At 71.3% G+C, this 18738-nt stretch carries 12 protein-coding genes; 7 read left to right on the top strand and 5 right to left on the bottom strand.

The genetic code is table 11. The features are described from left to right. Positions 1–75: 75 nt before the first annotated feature. Both H0H10_RS01655 and H0H10_RS01660 read right to left on the bottom strand, forming a co-directional pair. On the bottom strand, positions 76–1275 hold the full coding sequence (locus H0H10_RS01655; RefSeq protein ID WP_373566787.1) for a serine hydrolase domain-containing protein: 1200 nt from the start codon (positions 1273–1275) through the stop codon (positions 76–78). Continuing rightward, positions 1203–2612, bottom strand: a complete 1410-nt coding sequence (locus H0H10_RS01660; RefSeq protein ID WP_223179234.1) for a multidrug effflux MFS transporter — start codon at positions 2610–2612, stop codon at positions 1203–1205. Before H0H10_RS01660 ends, H0H10_RS01655 begins: the two co-directional genes overlap by 73 nt. Before the next feature lie 97 nt (positions 2613–2709). Here H0H10_RS01660 and H0H10_RS01665 point away from each other — a divergent pair, with 97 nt between their 5' ends. Continuing rightward, positions 2710–3753 carry a Gfo/Idh/MocA family protein gene (locus tag H0H10_RS01665; protein WP_188178974.1) on the top strand — a complete coding sequence of 348 codons (1044 nt, stop codon included), beginning with the start codon at positions 2710–2712 and terminating at the stop codon, positions 3751–3753. On the opposite strand, the gene H0H10_RS01670 is transcribed toward H0H10_RS01665, so the two are convergent. Continuing rightward, complete coding sequence (locus H0H10_RS01670; RefSeq protein WP_188178975.1) at positions 3740–5380, bottom strand: alkaline phosphatase D family protein; 1641 nt, start codon at positions 5378–5380, stop codon at positions 3740–3742. The genes H0H10_RS01665 and H0H10_RS01670 overlap by 14 nt on opposite strands. A gap of 132 nt (positions 5381–5512) precedes the next feature. Between H0H10_RS01670 and H0H10_RS01675 the strand changes: the two genes are divergently transcribed. After that, a complete protein-coding gene (locus H0H10_RS01675) occupies positions 5513–6298 on the top strand; it encodes an SDR family oxidoreductase (RefSeq protein ID WP_188178976.1) in 786 nt (261 codons plus the stop codon). A 319-nt stretch (positions 6299–6617) separates the two neighbouring features. On the opposite strand, the gene H0H10_RS01680 is transcribed toward H0H10_RS01675, so the two are convergent. Continuing rightward, positions 6618–7628 (bottom strand): aldo/keto reductase, encoded by a 1011-nt coding sequence (locus tag H0H10_RS01680; protein WP_188178977.1) that lies wholly within the window; start codon positions 7626–7628, stop codon positions 6618–6620. Positions 7629–7680: 52 nt separating this feature from the next. Further along, positions 7681–8007: a nuclear transport factor 2 family protein gene (locus H0H10_RS01685; protein WP_188178978.1), complete on the bottom strand. Its 327-nt coding sequence runs from the start codon at positions 8005–8007 to the stop codon at positions 7681–7683. Between the two features lie 122 nt (positions 8008–8129). On the opposite strand from H0H10_RS01685, the gene H0H10_RS01690 reads away from it, so the two are divergent. The 5 genes from H0H10_RS01690 to H0H10_RS01710 all read left to right on the top strand — a co-directional run bounded on the left by H0H10_RS01690 (position 8130) and on the right by H0H10_RS01710 (position 18713). Then, complete coding sequence (locus H0H10_RS01690) at positions 8130–8672, top strand: DoxX family protein (protein WP_188178979.1); 543 nt, start codon at positions 8130–8132, stop codon at positions 8670–8672. 50 nt (positions 8673–8722) lie between these two features. Next, complete coding sequence (locus H0H10_RS01695; protein WP_188178980.1) at positions 8723–9079, top strand: MazG-like family protein; 357 nt, start codon at positions 8723–8725, stop codon at positions 9077–9079. Between the two features lie 130 nt (positions 9080–9209). Next, positions 9210–10436 (top strand): serine/threonine-protein kinase, encoded by a 1227-nt coding sequence (locus H0H10_RS01700; RefSeq protein WP_188178981.1) that lies wholly within the window; start codon positions 9210–9212, stop codon positions 10434–10436. Between the two features lie 167 nt (positions 10437–10603). Beyond that, a complete protein-coding gene (locus H0H10_RS01705) occupies positions 10604–13504 on the top strand; it encodes a DEAD/DEAH box helicase (RefSeq protein ID WP_188178982.1) in 2901 nt (966 codons plus the stop codon). Between the two features lie 13 nt (positions 13505–13517). Next, positions 13518–18713: a class I SAM-dependent DNA methyltransferase gene (locus tag H0H10_RS01710; RefSeq protein WP_188178983.1), complete on the top strand. Its 5196-nt coding sequence runs from the start codon at positions 13518–13520 to the stop codon at positions 18711–18713. The last annotated feature ends 25 nt before the right edge of the window (positions 18714–18738 follow it).

Raw genomic sequence — 18738 nt, forward strand, 5'->3', positions numbered from 1 at the left:
CACCCCCACCGAAGCAGCACAGGCCGCCGCAGGCATCCCCGCCCAAGCGCCGCAGGCACCCGCAGGCATCCCCGCTCAGATGGACCGCACCGCCCCCGCCACCCGCGACGCCAGCGCCGCCCGTGGTGCGCTGTCCGGGGCCCGTCGCCGTGGGTGGACCGTGTTCGCCAGCAGGATCACGAACGTGTCCGTCGCCCGGTCCAGCACCAGCATCGTGCCCGTGAAGCCCGTGTGCCCGGCCGCCCCCCGCCCCGCCAGCCGCCCCATGAACCACGGCTGGTCGAGGGCGAAGCCCAGCCCCGGCGGGGCCAGCAGCAGGTCCACGAAGTCGGGCCCGAGGATGCGGGCCGGCCCGTACGCGCCGCCGGCGAGCAGCGCACGGCAGAACACCGCCAGGTCCCGCGCGGTGGAGAACAGCCCGGCGTGCCCGGCCACGCCCCCCAGCGCCCAGGCGTTCTCGTCGTGCACGACCCCCCGCAGCATCCCCCGGTCCGCCTTGGCCCACGGCCGCCGCTGGTCCTCCGTCGCCGCGGCGCCCGGACAGGGCCCGAACCGCGTCGCCGTCATCCCCAGCGGCCGGGTGATCCCGTCGTGGACGAGGACGTCGAGGGTACGGCCGGTGATCCGTTCCAGGACCTGCTGGAGGAGCAGCATGTTCAGGTCGGAGTAGCGGTACGTGCCCGGCGGCACCGTCGGCGGCTCCGCGCGCAGCAGCGCCAGCCGCGCCTCGTCGTCCGCGCAGTCGTACAGCGGCAGCTCGGGCCGCAGCCCGGAGGTGTGGGTGAGCAGCTGCCGCACCGTGACGCCGCCCGTGGCCGCGCCCCGGAAGTCCGGCAGCAGGGCGCCGACCTCCGCGTCGATGCCGAGCGTGCCCCGTTCGATCTGCTGCACGGCGGCGACCGCCGTGAACAGCTTCGTCAGCGACGCCAGGTCGAAGGGCGTGCCGACGGTCATCGGCACCCGGGACCCGGCGGGCAGCTCCACCCCCGTGTCGGTCGACGGGTCGTAGGACGCGTACCGCACGGCCCAGCCCGCCGCCTCCTCGACGGCGAGGACGGGCCCACGCCCGACGGCCACGACGACGCCCGGCGCCCAGGGGCGCTCCCCGGTGGTGAGGGCGTGGACCTCCCGCACGAGCCGGCTCAGCTCCTCGGGGTCGAGCCCGGCCCGTTCAGGGGTGTCGCTGCGCAGTCTCGGTGCGCTCAGCTCTCCACTCCCTCCGCGCTCGCACGCTCGCTCCGCTCGCTCGCCGTGCGGCACATTCCCACGAAGCAGCCCAGCGCCACCAGCGCCGCGCCGAGTTGGACGACGGCCATCGGCACGGCGGTGTCCTCCCCGGCGACGCCGACGAGCGGGGAGGCCACGGCGCCGATGAGGAAGGAGGACGTGCCGAGCAGCGCGGAGGCGGAGCCCGCCGAGTGCTTGACGCGCATCAGGGCGAGCGCCTGCGTGTTGGGCAGGGTGATGCCCATCGCGGACATCAGCACGAACAGCGCGGCGGCGACGGGCGCGAGCCCCACGTCGCCGAAGACGCCGAGGGCCATCACCAGCAGGGCCACCGCGGAGGCGATGACGACCGCGAGGCCGATGCCCAGCACCCGGTCCAGCCGCACCCGCCCCACCAGGACCTTGCCGTTGATCTGCCCGACCACGACCAGGCCGATCGAGTTGAGGCCGAACAGCAGACTGAACGTCTGCGGGGAGGCGCCGTAGATCTCCTGGACGACGAACGGGGAGGCCGAGATGTAGGCGAACAGCGAGGCGAAGGCGAAGCCGCCGGCGAGCATGTACCCGCTGAAGGCCCGATCGGCGAGCAGCGCCCGCATGGAGCGCAGGGCGTCCCCCACACCACCGCTGTGGCGCTCGGCGGCGGGCAGTGTCTCGGGAAGCCTCGCCCACACCACCGCGCCCAGCAGCACGCCGACGACGGTGAGCACGACGAACACGCCCCGCCAGTCCGTCACGCGAAGGATCTGCCCGCCGATGAGCGGCGCGACGACGGGGGCGACGCCGGAGATCAGCATGAGGGTGGAGAAGAAGCGGGCCATGGCCACGCCGTCGTACAGGTCACGGACGACGGCCCGTGCGATGACGATCGCGGCGGCACCCGCGAGCCCCTGCGCCAGCCGGAAGGCGACCAGCAGTTCGACGGTGGGCGCGAACGCGCACAGGGCGGTGGCGACGACGTAGACGGCGAGGCCGGCCAGCAGCGGACGCCTGCGGCCCCACTTGTCGCTCATCGGCCCGACCACGAGCTGGCCGAGGGCCATGCCGGCCAGGCAAGCGGTGAGCGTGAGCTGGACGGTCGCGGCGGGCGCGTGCAGGGACCTGGTGACCTCCGGGAGCGAGGGGAGGTACATGTCCATGGCCAGCGGCGGGGTGGCGGTCAGGCCGCCGAGGACGAGCGTGACGAGCAGGCCGGCGCGGCGGTTGCCGCGCAGCGCGGAGACGGCCGGTTCCGTGTCCGGTCCGGCCGCCTGCGGTGCGTTCGATGTGATGCCCGGTGATGTGTCCCGTGCGACGTCGGACGACGCGTTCGATGACGCGTTCGGTGACGTGTGCGATGACGCGTGCGGTGACGTATGCGGTATGGACGGCCCGCGCTCGGGCATGTGCCCCTCCCTGTTCGACAGATCCGGCACCTATGCTCTCAGCTCGAACGGCCCGAACGGACGGACCGGTACGAACGTGAGTGAGGGTGGGGCACGGGTGAACGGGCAGAGGGTGCGCTGGGGGGTCCTTGCGACCGGCGGGATGGCGGCGACGTTCACGGCGGATCTCGTCGATCTGCCGGAGGCGGAGGTCGTGGCGGTGGCCTCGCGGTCACAGGAGTCGGCGAAGGCGTTCGCGGAGCGGTTCGGGATACCGCGGGCGTACGGCGACTGGGAGTCGCTGGCCCGGGACGAGGACGTGGACGTGGTGTACGTCGCCACTCCGCACTCGGCGCACCGGGCGGCCGCCGGCCTGTGCCTGGAGGCCGGCCGGAACGTGCTGTGCGAGAAGCCGTTCACGCTGAACGTGCGCGAGGCCGAGGAGCTGGTCGCCCTCGCCCGCGAGCGCGGGAGCTTCCTGATGGAAGCGATGTGGATGTACTGCAACCCGCTGGTGCGGCGGCTGAAGAAGCTGGTGGACGACGGCGCGATCGGCGAAGTGCGCAGCATACAGGCGGACTTCGGGCTCGCCGGCCCCTTCCCTCCGTCGCACCGGCTGCGGGACCCGGCGCAGGGCGGCGGCGCGCTGCTCGATCTGGGCGTCTACCCGGTGTCGTTCGCGCAGCTGCTGCTCGGTGAGCCGTCGGACATCGTGGCGCGGGCGGTGCTCTCCGAGGAGGGCGTGGACCTCCAGACGGGCGCCCTGCTCTCCTACGACAGCGGCGCCCTGGCGTCGGTGCACTGCTCCATCATCGGCGGTACGCCGAACTCCGCCTCGGTCACCGGCTCCAAGGGCCGCATCGACGTGCCGTACGGCTTCTTCTTCCCGGACCGGCTGGTGCTGCACCGGGACGGCCGCGACCCGGAGGAGTTCGCGGCCGACCCGGCGGACGGGCCCCGGGCCAGCCTCAAGCACGAGGCCCGGGAGGTGATGCGGGCCCTGCGGGCCGGCGAGACCGAGTCCCCGCTGGTCCCGCTCGACGGCACGCTGGCCGTGATGCGGACGCTCGACGCGATCCGGGACCGCGTCGGCGTCCGCTACCCCGGCGAGACGGACGAGCCGGACGAGAAGGAGAAGGACCTCCAGGTCACGCCGGCTTGAGGCCCTGCTCCCCCACCTCCGTCACGAAGGACGCGGCGGTCGTGAGCGGCGCGCCCTCGGTGGTCACGTGGGACACCGTCTTGAAGTCGGCGCGCGCCAGCTCGCGGCCCAGCGTCACCGTGGCGTAGCCGCGCTGCCCGTTGAAGAACTTCAGGTGCGGGTTGGCGGTCATGAGGGTGTCCCAGTTGGAGGGCTTCTCGGAGCCGTTGCCGCCACTGGTGATGGACGTGGTGACGATCTCCGTGCCCATGGTCTTCGACCCGGGGTCGGAGAAGTCGCGCTTGATGTCGAAGCCGTAGTGCACGTGCACGTCGCCGGTGAGGACCATGAGGTTCTCGATGCCGGCGGCCTGCGCACCGGCCAGCACCCGCTCGCGGGAGGCCGGGTAGCCGTCCCAGGAGTCCATGGAGACCTTGGAGGGCAGGGTGGTGGAGTTGTACCGCTGCGAGAAGGTGACCTGCTGCGGCACGACGTTCCACACGGCGTTGGACCGGTGCCAGCCGTTGATCAGCCAGCGCTCCTGGGCGTCGCCGGTCAGGGTGCGCGCCGGGTCCTCGGACTCGGGGCCGGAGAACTGCCAGCCGTCGCCGTATGCCTGGTTGGAGCGGTACTGGCGGGTGTCGAGCACGTCGAACTGGGCCAGCCGGCCCCAGTGCAGGCGGCGGTAGAGCTGGAGGTCGGGGCCCTCGGGCAGCTGCGGGCGGCGCAGCGGCATGTTCTCCCAGTAGGCGCGGTAGGCGGCGGCCCGGCGGAGCAGGAACTCCTCCGGCGGGACGCTGTTCTCCGGGGTGTCGTCCGCGTAGTTGTTCTCGGTCTCGTGGTCGTCCCAGGTGACGACGAAGGGGTGTGCGGCGTGCGCGGCCCGCAGGTCGGCGTCCGACTTGTAGAGGGCGTACCGCAGCCGGTAGTCCTCCAACGTCACGGTCTCGCGGTTGAACAGCGCGGGCAGGGTGCCGGTGGGGTAGGCGCGGGCGCCGCCGGCGGAGTTGACGGCGTACTCGTAGAGGTAGTCGCCGAGGTGGAAGACGACGTCGACGTCCTCCTGGGCCAGGTGCCGGTAGGCGGTGTAGTAGCCCTGGTCGTAGCGCTGGCAGGAGACCAGTCCGAAGGTGAGGCCGCCGGTGCGGCTCTGGCGCGGGGGCGCGGTGCGGGTGCGGCCGGCCGGGCTGACCCAGCGGCCGGCGCGGAAGCGGTAGTAGTAGACGTGGCCGGGGGCGAGGTGGTCGACGTCCACGTGCACGGTGTGGTGGAACTCGGGGTGCGCGGTGGCCGTACCGCGTCTGACGACGCGTCGGAACCGCTCGTCGAGGGCGACCTCCCAGCTCACGGAGACGCGCTGGGCGGGCAGTCCGCTGTCGGCCTGGTACGGGGCGGGGGCCAGGCGCGTCCAGAGCAGGACGGAGTCGGGCAGCGGGTCGCCGGAGGCGACGCCGAGGGTGAACGGGTCGTCGGTGAGCTGGGCCGGGTCGAGTTCGGCGGCGCTCGCGGTGCCGGCGGCCGGCAGGTTCACGGAGAAGGCGAGTGCGGCGGCGGCGCCGGTGACGGTCAGGAAGCGACGGCGGCCCAGGTTCCGGGCGGCGGCGCGGAGTTCGGGCGCGTGGTGGGGCTGGTGGTTCGCGGGTGACATCCGTTCCTCCCCTTGCGGTAGATGCAAGGGGCATTCGAAGGGCCGGGGACGACCGCCGCTTGGCGCGAACATGACGGACGCATGGCGGACGGATGAGTTCCGCCTGATGACCCACGCGTACGCTGCCGACCCATGAACACCGTGAGAACCACCGACAAGGAAACGGCCGGCCCCGCGAGGATCGCCGTGGTCACAGGCGCCGGCTCCGGCATCGGCCGCGCGGTCGCCGTCGAACTGCTGCGCGCCGGCTGGTCACTGGCGCTCGCCGGCCGGCGCACCGGGACCCTGGAGGAGACGGCCGCGCTCGTACCCGGCGGCGACGCGCTCTGCGTCCGGGCCGACGTGTCGCGGCCCGAGGACGTGACGGCGCTGTTCGCCGCCGTGCGCGACCGCTTCGGGCGGCTGGACCTGCTGTTCAACAACGCGGGGACGTTCGGCCCCGGCGGCGTGCCGGTCGAGGACCTGCCCTACGACGCGTGGCGGCACGTGGTGGACACCAACCTCAACGGGGCGTTCCTGTGCGCGCAGGCGGCGTACCGGCAGATGAAGGAGCAGGACCCGCAGGGCGGCCGGATCATCAACAACGGCTCGATCTCCGCGCACACCCCCCGCCCGCACTCGGTGGCGTACACGGCGACGAAGCACGCGCTGACGGGCCTGACCAAGTCGCTGTCGCTGGACGGCCGCCCCTACGGGATCGCGGTCGGCCAGATCGACATCGGCAACGCGGCGACGGACATGACGGCCCGTATGCAGACCGGCGCGCTGCAGGCCAACGGGGAGATCGCCCCCGAGCCGGTGATGGACGTCGCCGACGTGGCGCGCACGGTGCGGCACATGGCGGAGCTGCCGCTGGAGGCCAACGTGCAGTTCGCGACGGTCATGGCGACGGCGATGCCGTACGTGGGGCGCGGCTGAGGGGCGGGCCGGGACGCACAGCCGATGCACAAGCCGGTGCGCTGGAACCGATATACACAAACGGAATTAGTGATTCCGAACTATTGCGGCCGGCAACGGACTTATGCTCAACTCTCCTTCACCAGAGCTTCACACTTGGAGCCCCGGCCTTCCGTAACCGTCCCGAGCCATACCGAGGGGGGAGGGCGGCGGCCGTTCCGCCGCACCGGGCGGGGGTGGACCTCGCGCGGGGACGCGGGGTGCGCACCGGCGGGCGGAACGGCCGCCGCGTACCGCGGTACGCCCGCCTCCTGCGCTGCGTGCGCCCCGCGCCGGACGCCTACCGCCCGAGGATCCGGTCGACCTCGGCCATCTGCCCGGCCGTCAGCGGCCCCTTCGCCAGCGCCCCCGCGTTCTCCTCGGCCTGCGCCACCGAACGGAACCCGGGGATCGGCACGGTGCGCGGACTGCGGGCCCACAGCCAGCCGAGGGCGCCCTGGGCGAGCGTACGGCCGTCCGCGGTGAGGACGTCCCTGAGCGCCTCGACGCGGGCCAGCCACCGGGGGTCGGCGCCGCCCCCCTCGCCGAAGCCCGGCAGCCAGGCCGGCGGCCTGCTCCGGATGTCCCCGGCCTCCAGGGCCCGGCCGCCCGCGTGCCCGCCGGTGAGCAGCCCCATGGCGAGCGGGCTGCGGTTGACGCTCGCGAGGCCCGCCTCCTCGCACAGGGCGATCATCTCCGGCGCGTCCTGGAGCACATTGGCCCGGTGCTGCACGGCCGCGCAGTGCTCCCCGGCGGCGAACACGGCGGCCCGTCCGGGGTCGTCGGTGCTCCATGCGTACGCCCGCACCATCCCTTCCCGTACGAACTCCTCGCACTCTTCCCGGAGTTCGGCGGCGCGTTCGACGTCGGCGTCGGCGAGGTGGAGCTGGTAGAGATCGACGTGGTCGGTGCCCAGGCGCCGGAGCGAGGCGGTCAGCGCGCGGCGGGCGTACGCGGGCGAGTCGTCGCTGCCGGTGAGGGTGCGGGTCTCCGCGTCGAAGACGTTGCCCCATTTGGTGGCGAGGACCACGTCATCGCGACGCCTGCCGAGGGCGCGGCCCAGCAGGCGTTCGCTGTGTCCGGTGCCGTAGACGTCGGCCGTGTCGAAGAAGGTGACGCCCAGGTCGAGGGCGCGCCGCACGGCCCGCACGCACTCCTCGTCGTCGACCCGGCCCCAGCCGAGCGGCTGCCCGTCGGCGGACTGCCACTCGCCGCCGATCGCCCAGCAGCCGAAGCCGAGGGCGCTGACGTCGATTCCGCTGCGGCCGAGTGTCCTGGTAGTACCCGTGCTGTCGGTCCCGGTGTTCTCCATGCCCGGGACGCTAGGACTTGGAGCGCACGCGAGGACAAGCCCGGCGGTGCGTTCAGGCCTGCTCGGTCTCGAATCGCGAGATCTTCCCGTCGTCCTCCACGGTGAACGTCCACCGGGTGCGCATCTCGCCCCAGGTGTCGTTGCTGTAGCGGGCGATGAGGGCGCGGCCGCCGTTCGACTCGCGGTCGACCTCCATGTGGCCGTGGGTGGAGAAGATCTCCCGGTCGATCCAGTCGTCGAGGTCGCGGTCGGAGCCGTCGTCGGCCATGGTGGCGCCGGGGGCGAGGAGTTCCATGAACGCCTCGCGGTCGTGGGCGTTGACGGCGGCGACGAAGGCGCGGACGGCCGGGTCGCTGAGTCGGGTCGTCTGAATCGTCATGCCGCTCAGCGTCACACCGGCTCACCGGCCCCGCCACCCGAACGGCGTCCGTGACGGGCCGCCGGAAGGCGTCCGGTGCGACGGTGGGAAGGCGAGCCACCGCTGCCTTCGAAGGAGCCGACGTGACCTGTTACGACCGACGCGATCTCGGTCTGCTGCTGCTCCGTCTGGGTACGGGCGGCGTCCTGGCCGCGCACGGCGCGCAGAAGCTGTTCGGCTGGTTCGGCGGCCACGGGATCGAGGGAACCGGCCAGTTCATGGAGTCCGTCGGCTATGTCCCCGGCAAGGCGAGCGCCACCGCCGCGGGACTCACGGAGGCCGGAGGCGGGATGCTACTGGCCCTGGGCCTGGCCACCCCGGCCGCGGGTGCGGCGGCGGCCGGCGCGATGGCGGGCGCCGCGGCGGTGCACGCCCCGAACGGCTTCTTCGCGCAGTCCGGCGGCTACGAGTACGCGGCGTCCCTGGGCCTGACGGCCGCCGGCCTCGCGGTCACCGGCCCCGGCCGCCTGTCCCTGGACCAGGTGCTCGGGCACGCCGTCAACCGGAGCTGGATGGTCCCGGCGGCGTTCGCGGCGACGGCCGCCGCGACGGCCCTGGTGGTCGGGGCGCGGAACCGGCGGGTGCGGAAGGCGGCGGAGGGCGAGCAGCAACCCCTGTTCGAGTGACGCACCTGCGTTCCGTCCGGCCGCCCGACCGTCCGTGGCAGGCTGCCCGCATGATCGACGAACACGGCACCGCCGCCCCCGCCGGCCTCTGGGACTCCATCGACGACCTGTGGAAGTGGCTGGAGGCGGACGAGCCCACCGGCGGCAGGGAGGGCCTGCTCCTGCGCATGCTGAAGCTCACGGAGGAGGTCGGCGAGGTCGCGGAGGCGGTGATCGGCGCGACCGGCCAGAACCCGCGCAAGGGCGTCACCCACACGTGGGACGACGTCCAGGCGGAACTGTGCGACGTCGCCCTCACGGCCCTGGTGGCCCTGCGCACGCTGACGCCGGAGGCGGGGGAGGTGTTCGGGCGGCATCTGGCGCGGGTGAGGCAGCGGTCGCTGGGGACGCGGGGCCTGACGAGGTAGACGGATCCGGTGCCGGCCAGGCGCTGCCCGCGCCCCTGACACTCGACTAACGTGTGCCGAGCCTCTTCGTGGTTCCCCGGCACCGGGACCGGGCCCTGGGGCCCGATGGATGTGACCGAAGGACAGGGACGTGCAGACGACTCCGCTGAGCCCCGACGACCCCACCGAGATCGGCGGCTTCGAGTTGCTCGGCCGGATCGGCCAGGGCGGGATGGGCCAGGTGTACCTGGGCGAGTCCCCGGGCGGGGAAGCGGCGGCCGTCAAGGTGATCAAGCCCATGGTCGTCGACTCGACCGCGCGCCTGCGCTTCGCACAGGAGATCGACATCCTGAAGACGGTCTGGGGTGCTCGCGTCGCGCAGTTCCTCGACGCGGACGCGGAGGCGGAGCAGCCCTGGCTGGCCACCGAGTACGTGGAGGGACCGGACCTGGGCAGGTTCGTGACGACGCACGGCCCGCTGCCCGCGCTGCTCGTCCCCGCGCTCGGGGCGACGCTCGCCGAAGGGCTGGCGTACGTACACCGGCAGGGACTGCTGCACCGGGACCTGAAGCCCGCGAACATCCTGCTCGGCCCGAACGGTCCGAAGATCATCGACTTCGGTCTGGCGGTCTTCGCCGAGTCGAACGTCTCCCTCACAGCGGCCAACACCGTCGTCGGCACCCCTTCCTGTATGCCGCCGGAGCAGGCCAACGGTGAGAAGCCGCTGACCGGCGCGGTCGACGTGTACGCACTGGGAACCGTCCTGCTGTACGCCGCGACGGGGCACCTGCCGTACCACGCCAACAACATCCACGCGCTGTTCCACATGGTCACCGACCCAGCGACGCGCCCCGACCTGACGGGCGCGCCCACCGAGCTCCTCCCCCTGCTGACGACCATGCTCGCCCATCGGGCGGAGGACCGGCCCGCACTCACCGATGTCGTCCGGCAGTGCCGCGCTCTCGTCGAGGCCCAGGGGCTCAAGCTGGCCCAGGCACGGCGCCGGCTCACCACCTACACCTCCACGCCGCCGCAGGACTTCCTGCTCGCACCTCCCGCAGCCGGCGCCACCCCGACGCACGTCCCCACAGTGATAGACCGGGATCCGGCGGCGGTGGAGACGATGCCGGCCACGCCGCCCCCGGGCGAAGCACCCGCCGTGCCCTCCGCCCCGACCGAGCCCGCCCCGACCACGCGGCTCCAACCTCCGCCCCTGCCCTCGGATCCGTTTCCGGGCGACGGGCCGGCTCCCTCGGCACCCCAGCAGCCCGAAGCACGTCCCCCGCGCCCCGGCACCCGCTCCCTGCGTCATTCCGCGCAGGCCCGCCGCACCGCGCAACAACTGCGCGATGCGTACGCGGCCCGAGCCCCCTTCTGACCCCGCCCAGGGCACCGTCCCCACCTCTCGTCAGCCCTTGACCTGCGGGTCTGCCCCCGTGACGGTGGTTCACGCGATGTGCCGTACGTAGGGCAAAGTGGAGCGGTACAACAGCGTCGGCGAAACAAAGCGACAAGAGCGCACACAACGGGCAGGGGAGGCAGCGGGTGACCGTCCAGCAGACCGGCACCGCACCGGACGGCCACGGGGAGGACCAGTTTCCGGCGGGTGCCCAGGTCCTCGTACGCGACGAGGTGTGGCTGGTCCGGAACTCGTCGCGTACCGAACACGACGGCACCAAGGTCGACGTCGTCGGCGTCTCCGAGTTCGTACGGGATCAGGAGGCCGTGTTCTTCACCGGCCTGGACGACGTCGAGCTGATCGACCCGCGGCGCACCCGGCTCGTACGGGACGAGTCGTCGAACTTCCGCCGCTCCCGGCTCTTCCTGGAGGCGGTCCTGCGCAAGACCGCGCTGCCGCAGTCGGAGCGGCGACTGGCCCTCGCCGACTCGTTCCTGCTCGACCCCCTTCCCTACCAGCGGCGTCCGGCGGAGCTGGCCCTGTCCGGCCGCAACCTTCGCCCCCGCCTGCTGATCGCGGACGTCGTGGGCCTGGGCAAGACGCTGGAGATCGGCCTGACGCTGGCCGAGCTGATCCGCCGGGGCCGGGGCGAGCGGATCCTGGTGGTGACGCCGCAGCACGTCCTGGAGCAGTTCCAGCACGAGCTGTGGACGCGGTTCTCCATCCCACTGGTGCGGCTGGACTCGGTGGGCATCGAGCGGATCCAGCGGGAGATCCCGGCGGGCCGGAACCCGTTCACGTACTTCAAGCGGGTCATCGTCTCCATCGACACCCTGAAGAACACCGACCAGTACAAGCACCACCTGGAGCGGATCACCTGGGACGCGGTGGTGATCGACGAATCGCACAACCTCATCAACCGGGGCTCCCTGCGCAACCAGCTCGCCCGCGTCCTCGCTCCCCGCACCGACGCCCTGATCCTCGCCTCGGCGACCCCGCACAACGGTGACGCGAAGTCGTTCGCGGAGCTGATCGGCCTGCTCGACCCGGCCGCGATCCGCGACGCGGAGCACTACCGGGCCGAGGACATCGAGCACCTCTTCATCCGCCGTACCAAGATCAGCCACGAGGTCCGGGAGCAGATGAAGGGCCAGTGGAAGGACCGCGGCCCCTCGAAGTCACTGCGCTGCGCGGCCACACCGGCCGAGGAGAAGATCTTCGAGGAGCTGGCGGCGGTCTGGCTGCCCGGCGACCACGGCACGTCCGTGAGCGGCGTCCCGCTCTTCCCGTACACGCTGCTGAAGTCCTTCCTGTCCTCCCACGCCGCCCTCAAGGCCACGGTGGACGCGCGCGTCAGGACGCTGGAGAAGAAGAACGACCCCACGGCCACCCGCGCGGAACTCGCCGCGCTCCGCACCCTGCGCGAGCTGGTGGAACCGATGACGGAGGCGGACTCGGCGAAGTTCGCGAAGCTGGTGGAGCGGCTGAAGCAGATCGGGGTCGGCCCCGGCTCGGACACCCGGGTCGTGGTCTTCTCCGAACGCGTGCAGACCCTGGAGTGGCTGCGTACGGTGCTCCCGGCCGCCCTCGGCTTCCGGGGCAGGGCCGCCGAGCAGTCGACGCGGGTGATGCACGGCGGCCTGTCGGACGAGCAGCAGATGCAGTGTGTGGAGGACTTCGGCCTCGCGGACACGCCCGTGCGGATCCTGCTGACCGGCGACGTGGCCTCCGAGGGCGTCAACCTGCACCGCCAGTGCCACCAGCTCGTCCACTACGACGTGCCCTGGTCGCTGATCCGCATCGAGCAGCGCAACGGCCGCATCGACCGCTACGGCCAGTCCGAGCCGCCGGAGTTCCGTGCGCTGATCCTCACCAGCCAGGTCGAGGGCGCGAAGGACGACACGCTCGTCGCCGAGCGACTGCTGGAACGCGAGGCGGAGGCGCACAACAAGCTGGGCACGGCGGAGGCCGTGACGGGCCTGTACCGGGCGGAGGCCGAGGAGAAGTCCCTCATCCAGGACCTGCTGCGCGGCCGTACCGTCGACGAGTCCCTGGACGCGCGCAGGGCAGAGGCGGATTCGGACGCGAACGCCGGCATGGACGACTTCCTCGCGGACTTCTTCGGCTCGGTCGACGCCGGACCCGCGGTGGAGGACGATGCTGCCGGGGGCTCCGCGCCGGTTCCGGTGGGGGGCGCGCGGATCCAGGGGCACGCGGTGGTGCCGCGGCTGTTCACGTCGACCGCCGAGTTCGTCGACGAGGCGCTGCGCGAGGTGTTCCCCGACGCGGCCACGAGCCTGGACCTGGACCGCGACCCCGAGTCCGGACTGCTGTCCTTCCGCCCTCCCTCCGACCTGGTCCACCGCCTGAAAGCCCTCCCCCTGGACTACGTCCGCGAACAGCGCCTGCGCGAGCGGCTGCTGGTCACCTTCAACCGCCGCCTCGCCGAGCAGTCGCTCCAGCGGGCCCGGGAGTCGTCCTCCTCCAGCTGGCCGGAGATCTCCCTGCTCACCGAGCTCCACCCGGTGGTGGAGTGGCTCACGGACAAGGTCCTGGTCCGCCTCGGACGCCAGGAGGCCCTGATCGTCACGGCGGACGTGCCCGAGCCGACGTATCTGATCCAGGGCGTGTACTCCAACGCGCTGGGCCGCCCGACGGTGGTGAAGTGGATGGGCGTGACGCGGGGCGGCACGGTCGAGGACGACATGGTGGGCCTGCTGCGCCGCTCCGGCGTAGGCCCCACCATGGCCAACCCGCAGCGCGACCCCGACCGGAAGACTCTGGAGTCGGGCATTCCGGACGCCTTGGCCGCAGCCGAGGGCTTCCTGGACCGTCACCGGGACGCCTGGGACGAGCCGCTGCGGGGGCCGATCGAGGACTACAAGCGCCGGCTCGGCGCCTGGGAGCAGCCCACGCTGACCGATGAGCGCACGAAGCAGTCCCTCGCCACGCTCGCCGACTCGCTGCTGACGACCGGCCGCCCGCTGCTGCGCGTGCTGGCCGTCCTGGTCCCGGACCCTGACGCCCCTCGACCTGTGACTCCTTGAGAAGAGACGGGACATGACGTACGACTCCCTGGTCAACCGCGGAGACTACTTCTCGGCGCACTACCTCGCCGAGGTGCTGCCCAAGGACCTCAAGGCAGGGCTGCTGAACACGTGGAAGCAGCGTGAGGAGGAGGCGAAAGCCAGGGCGGAGGCCGAGGCGAGGCGGACCGCCGAGCAGGACGACGAGGCCGTCACTGCCACCGAGGAGGGTGGCACCGGTACGCAGCCGCTGCCCGTCACTCCGCGCCTCGGCCTGCGGGACCTGCGCCGCCGCTACTTCCGTGCCCGCTCCTTCTTCGCCCTGCCCGAGGACGAGGACGGAACCGCAGCCGCCCAGGACACCGAGGACGACTCGGCGACCTACGGCTCCCCCGTCTGGCGTGAGCGGGTCCGCGCCCTCAACGCCGAGGTGCTGCAGGCCCTCGGCTACGACGCCAAGCCGCGCACGCTGACGGTGACGCGCGCCGACCAGCCGTACGAGGTGCGGGTCGCGCACGCCGAGAAGGGGCTGGTCGCGGTCGACTGCGGCTGGGCCGCCGAGCCCGACGCCGCCCTCGACCCGCAGGGCCCCGGCCGCCTCCTCGACCCCGTCCCGCTCGACGGCCGCGACCCGGTTCCGACCGGCTCAAAGCTCGCCTCCTTCCTGTTCGCCTGCGAGGACGCCCCGCGCTACGCGCTGTTGCTCGTCGGCGGCGTGGTCGTCCTCGCCGACCGCATGACCTGGGGCGAGGGCCGCTACCTCGCCGTCTCCCTCGACGCGGCCCTCCAGCGCAACGACACCAGGGCCGGTGGTGAACTCGACACCATCGCCGCGCTGTTCGGCGCGGACTCGCTGCGCACCCCGGAGGAGGGCGGCGAGAACCCCCTCGCCGAACTGGTCGACAAGTCCGCCAAGCACGCGGTGGGCGTCTCCAGCGAACTGCGCGACGGCCTGCGGGTGAGCGTGGAGTTCATCGCCAACGAGGTCCTGGCGCAGCTGCGGGACCAGGGCGTACGCCCCGAGGACATCGGTGAGCTGCCGGAACTGGGCCGCCGGCTGACCCGCGAGTCGCTGCGCTACCTCTACCGCATCCTGTTCCTGCTGTACGCGGAGGCCCGCCCCGAGCTGGGCATCCTGCCCGCCGACTATCCCGAGTACCAGCAGGGCTACGGTCTGGGCCGCCTGGGCGAACTCGTTGCGGACCGGGACCTGGTGGACGAGAAGTCCCGCCGGGGCTACTACCTCTACGAGTCCCTGGACCTGCTCTTCCGCAAGGTCCAGGAGGGCTACCGCCCGAGGCGCACGCACGGCACGGATGCGGACGACTCCGTCGCGTCGGCGGGGAGGAGCGAGGACATCGGCCTGCGCTTCGAGCCGCTGCACTCCAAGCTGTTCGAGCCGGACTCCATCAAGCTGATCGGCAAGGACTCGGTACCGGACCCCCGCGTCGACGCCGACGAGGAAGGCCCCCGCTACCTGGACACCCGCCTGCGCAACGCCACCCTCTACAAGGTCCTGCGCCTGCTGATGATCACGCGCGGCAAGAAGGGCGAGCGGGGCGGCTTCATCTCCTACGCCCAGCTCGGCATCAACCAGCTCGGCGCCGTGTACGAGGGCCTGATGTCGTACAGCGGCTTCATCGTGGGCGAGGCGGAGGAGGCGCGGTACGAGGTCGCCAAGGGCGGCGACCCGAAGGACGGCTCCTGGCTCATCCCCAAGTCGAAGGTCGACGACTACCCGAGCAGTGTCTTCGTGCACCGCCGGGACGAGGACACCGGTGAGAACGTCCGGGTCCGCTACCTTCCCGGCCAGTTCGTGTACCGCCTCTCCGGCCGCGACCGCCAGACCTCGGCGTCGTACTACACCCCGGAGTCGCTGACCAGGGTCACCGTGCAGCTGGCCCTCCAGCACCGCCTGGACCAGGACGGGACGGTGACGCCCGCGCGCGAGCTGCTGGACTGGAAGATCTGCGAGCCGGCGCTCGGTTCCGGGGCGTTCCTCAACGAGGCCATCAACCAGGTCGCGGCGGAGTACCTCCGGCGGAGGCAGGAGGAGCTGGGCACGCCGATCGACACCGAGAAGTACGCGGTCGAGCTGCAGAAGGTGAAGGCGTACGTCGCCCTGCACAACTCCTACGGCGTCGACCTCAACGAGACGGCGGTCGAGCTGGCGGAGGTCTCCCTGTGGCTCAACACCATGCACCCCGGAATGGAGGCCCCCTGGTTCGGCCTGCACCTGCGGCGCGGCAACTCGCTGATCGGCGGGCGGCGTGAGGTCTATGCGCCGGAGAAGCTGAAGAAGGCGGCGTGGCTGGGCACGACCCCGGAGCGCTTCCCGCTGACGGAGGCGGACGGCGGTCTCCCGGTGACGGTGACCGAGCGCACGACGCGAAGTGGGTCGGTGCAGCGGGTCGCGGAGAACGCCGTGCACCACTTCCTGCTGCCCGCGAAGGAGTGGGGCGCGGTCGCCGCCGAGAAGGAGGCGAAGGCGCTGGCACCGGAGGCCGCCCGGACGCTGGCCAACTGGCGCAAGGTGATCACACGGACGCCGACCGCCAAGCAGGCGGAACGGCTTCAGGCCCTGGCGCGGCGGGTCGAGTTCTTGTGGGGACTGGTCGTCCGGCGTCTGGAGATCTCCGAGCGGGACATCTCACGGAGGATCCCGGTGTGGGGCGCCGAGGACGGCTGGCTGCGGTCGCCGGAGGAGGCGGTGCAGCGTGAGAAGGTCGTCGCGGACCTGACGGCGCCGGACACACCGTACTGGCGGCTGAAGACGCTGATGGACGCGTGGTGTGCGCTGTGGTTCTGGCCGGTGCAGGAAGCTGCGCTGCTCGACGGCACGCATGAGGTGTACGCCCAGGCGGAGGCAGGGACGGAGGTACCGGGCCTCGGCCCCGACGCGTCCGAGGTGCTGCTGTCCTGGGAGACGGCGGACCTCTTCGGCGAGATCACGGGCAGCGGTGAGCTGACGACGGGGTCGGTGGAGCGTCGGCGGGCGGGCCGCCGCAAGGAGGCCATCGGCGGCAGGCGGAAGCGGGCGGCGGTGCCGCTGGCGGGGCTGGACGACTGGCTTGAGTTCGCGGAGGCCCTGGTGGGCACGCAGGACGTGCCGGCGGACTCGCTGGTGGCGGAGTTCGGGTCACTGGCGGAGCTGGAGCCGTATGAGGATGCGTTGCCCGGGCTGATGGGCATGGAGCACTTCTACGAGCTGGAGTCGCGGTTTCCGTGGGCTGCGGTTGCGGGGGACGTGGCGAAGGCACAGGGGTTCTTCCACTGGGAGCTGGACTTCGCGCATGTGTTTGTGCGGGGTGGGTTTGATTTGCAGGTGGGGAATCCGCCTTGGGTACGGCCGAGGTGGCAGGAGAACCCGCTTTTGGCAGAGCTTGAGCCGTGGTTCATGCTGGCCGACAAGCCGAGCGCGGAGGAATGGCGTCTCCGTAGGGAAGACGTGCTGGCCACACATGTACGCGGCAAGGACTTCCTTCTTCGCGAACTGGCTACTCACGCGGGCGCCGTCGCCACGCTGGGCAGCCCGGCCACGTACCCGCTCCTTGTTGGTACGCAGGGCGACCTGTACCGGGCTTTCATGACTCAGGTGTGGCAGCACATTGCCCCGCATGGCAGCGTGGGAATGATTCACCCGGACACACACTTCGGAGGTGTCCGCGAGGGTGTCATTCGGGCTGCGGCGTATCGGCACCTCCGGGCCCACGCACACTTCGTTAACTCGGCGAACTGGGCGTTCGAAGACCTGAACCGTTCCGCAGAGTTCGGGATGCACATTTACGGCACACCACAAGGGCCCAACTTCCTGCACCTCAGCGAACTTCGTGGTGCTGAGGTTTTGCTCGATTCACTGGTCCATGACGGACAAGGCCCGACGCCCGGTATCAAGCACAACGGTTCCTGGGACATCCGTCCACACCGCGAGCGCGTGGTGCATGTGGACTCGGACTTGCTGGCCAGTTGGCAGGCCTTGACAGGTTCAACGGGTGGAACAGCAGAAGCCCCGTTGCTGTATCCGGTTCTAGTCAGTGAGCAAGGAGCGATCGAGGCGCTGGCCACTTACCACCACAGCCTGGCCGACTACCGGCCGACGATCACAAGGGGATACGACGAAGCAGGCGCCAAGAAGGCTGGGCTAATCAGCTGGGCCAACAAGGCTGTGCCTGCCCTCACAGATGTCGTCCTTCAAGGGCCTCATTTCGCATCGGCGCTTCCCTTCTCAAAGGAGCCGAGAATCCCGTGCCGCAGCAATAGGGACTGGGATTTGCTCGCACCAACGAACTTGTCCGAGGAATTCGTCCCTGTGACCAACTACGCGCGGGCGACTGATGGGAAATCGTACCTCGTGGCACAAGATTCCTGGCTCGGAAAGCCGTACACCGCTTACTTCCGGCTGGCCTGGCGAGTCATGATTCCTTTCGACAGCAGCCGTTGCTTGCAAGCAGCTTTGGTACCGCCTGGACCCGCCCATGTCCACACTGTGCACTCGGCGTCCCTGGAAAGTAATCACCTCACCACTCTCAACGCAGGCTTTTGGGCCTCACTACCGCTCGACTACCTCCTGCGCATCACCGGTCGTCCGCACCTTCAGGTCTCCGAGGCGCGTAAGATGCCAGCTCCTGATCCAGCCCATCCCCTTGCCTCCGCTCTGCTCCTCCGTACTCTTCGTCTAAATGCCCTCACTTCCCATTACGCCCCACTCTGGCGGGAACTGTTCGATCCGCAGTGGGCGGGCTATGAAGACTGGGCCTATCCCAACTGGCCATACCTGAGGCCCCTCGCCGCCGGCCTCAAGCCGACCTGGGAGTACAGCACCCCCCTCCGCACCGAGCACGAACGCCGCGCTGCTCTCGTCGAACTCGACGCCCTCGTTGCTGTCTGGCTCGGCATCACCGCTGATCAGCTCGCGGCGATCTTCAAGTCCCGTTACCCGCAGCTGTACGACTACGAGTCAGCGACCTGGTTCGACGCCAACGGCCGTAAGATCGCGGGCGACTTCAACACCTACGGGCACGGCCAGACCAAGCAGGACTACCTCGATCTCCTCGCCCACCTGGAAGACCCGGACCACACCCCGCCCCCGGCCGGCTACCAGGCCCCCTTCTACAAGGCGGACCGCGAGGCCGAGATGCGGGCCGCGCACGCGCACTTCCAGGAGCGGCTGGACGCCGAGATCGCCGCGGGCCGCTGGACGCCGCCCGAGCCTGCGCCCGTGGACGCCTGACCGTCGGGCCGCCCCGGGCATGCCT

The organism is Streptomyces griseicoloratus (assembly GCF_014534645.1).
Taxonomy (GTDB): Bacteria; Actinomycetota; Actinomycetes; order Streptomycetales; family Streptomycetaceae; genus Streptomyces; species Streptomyces griseicoloratus.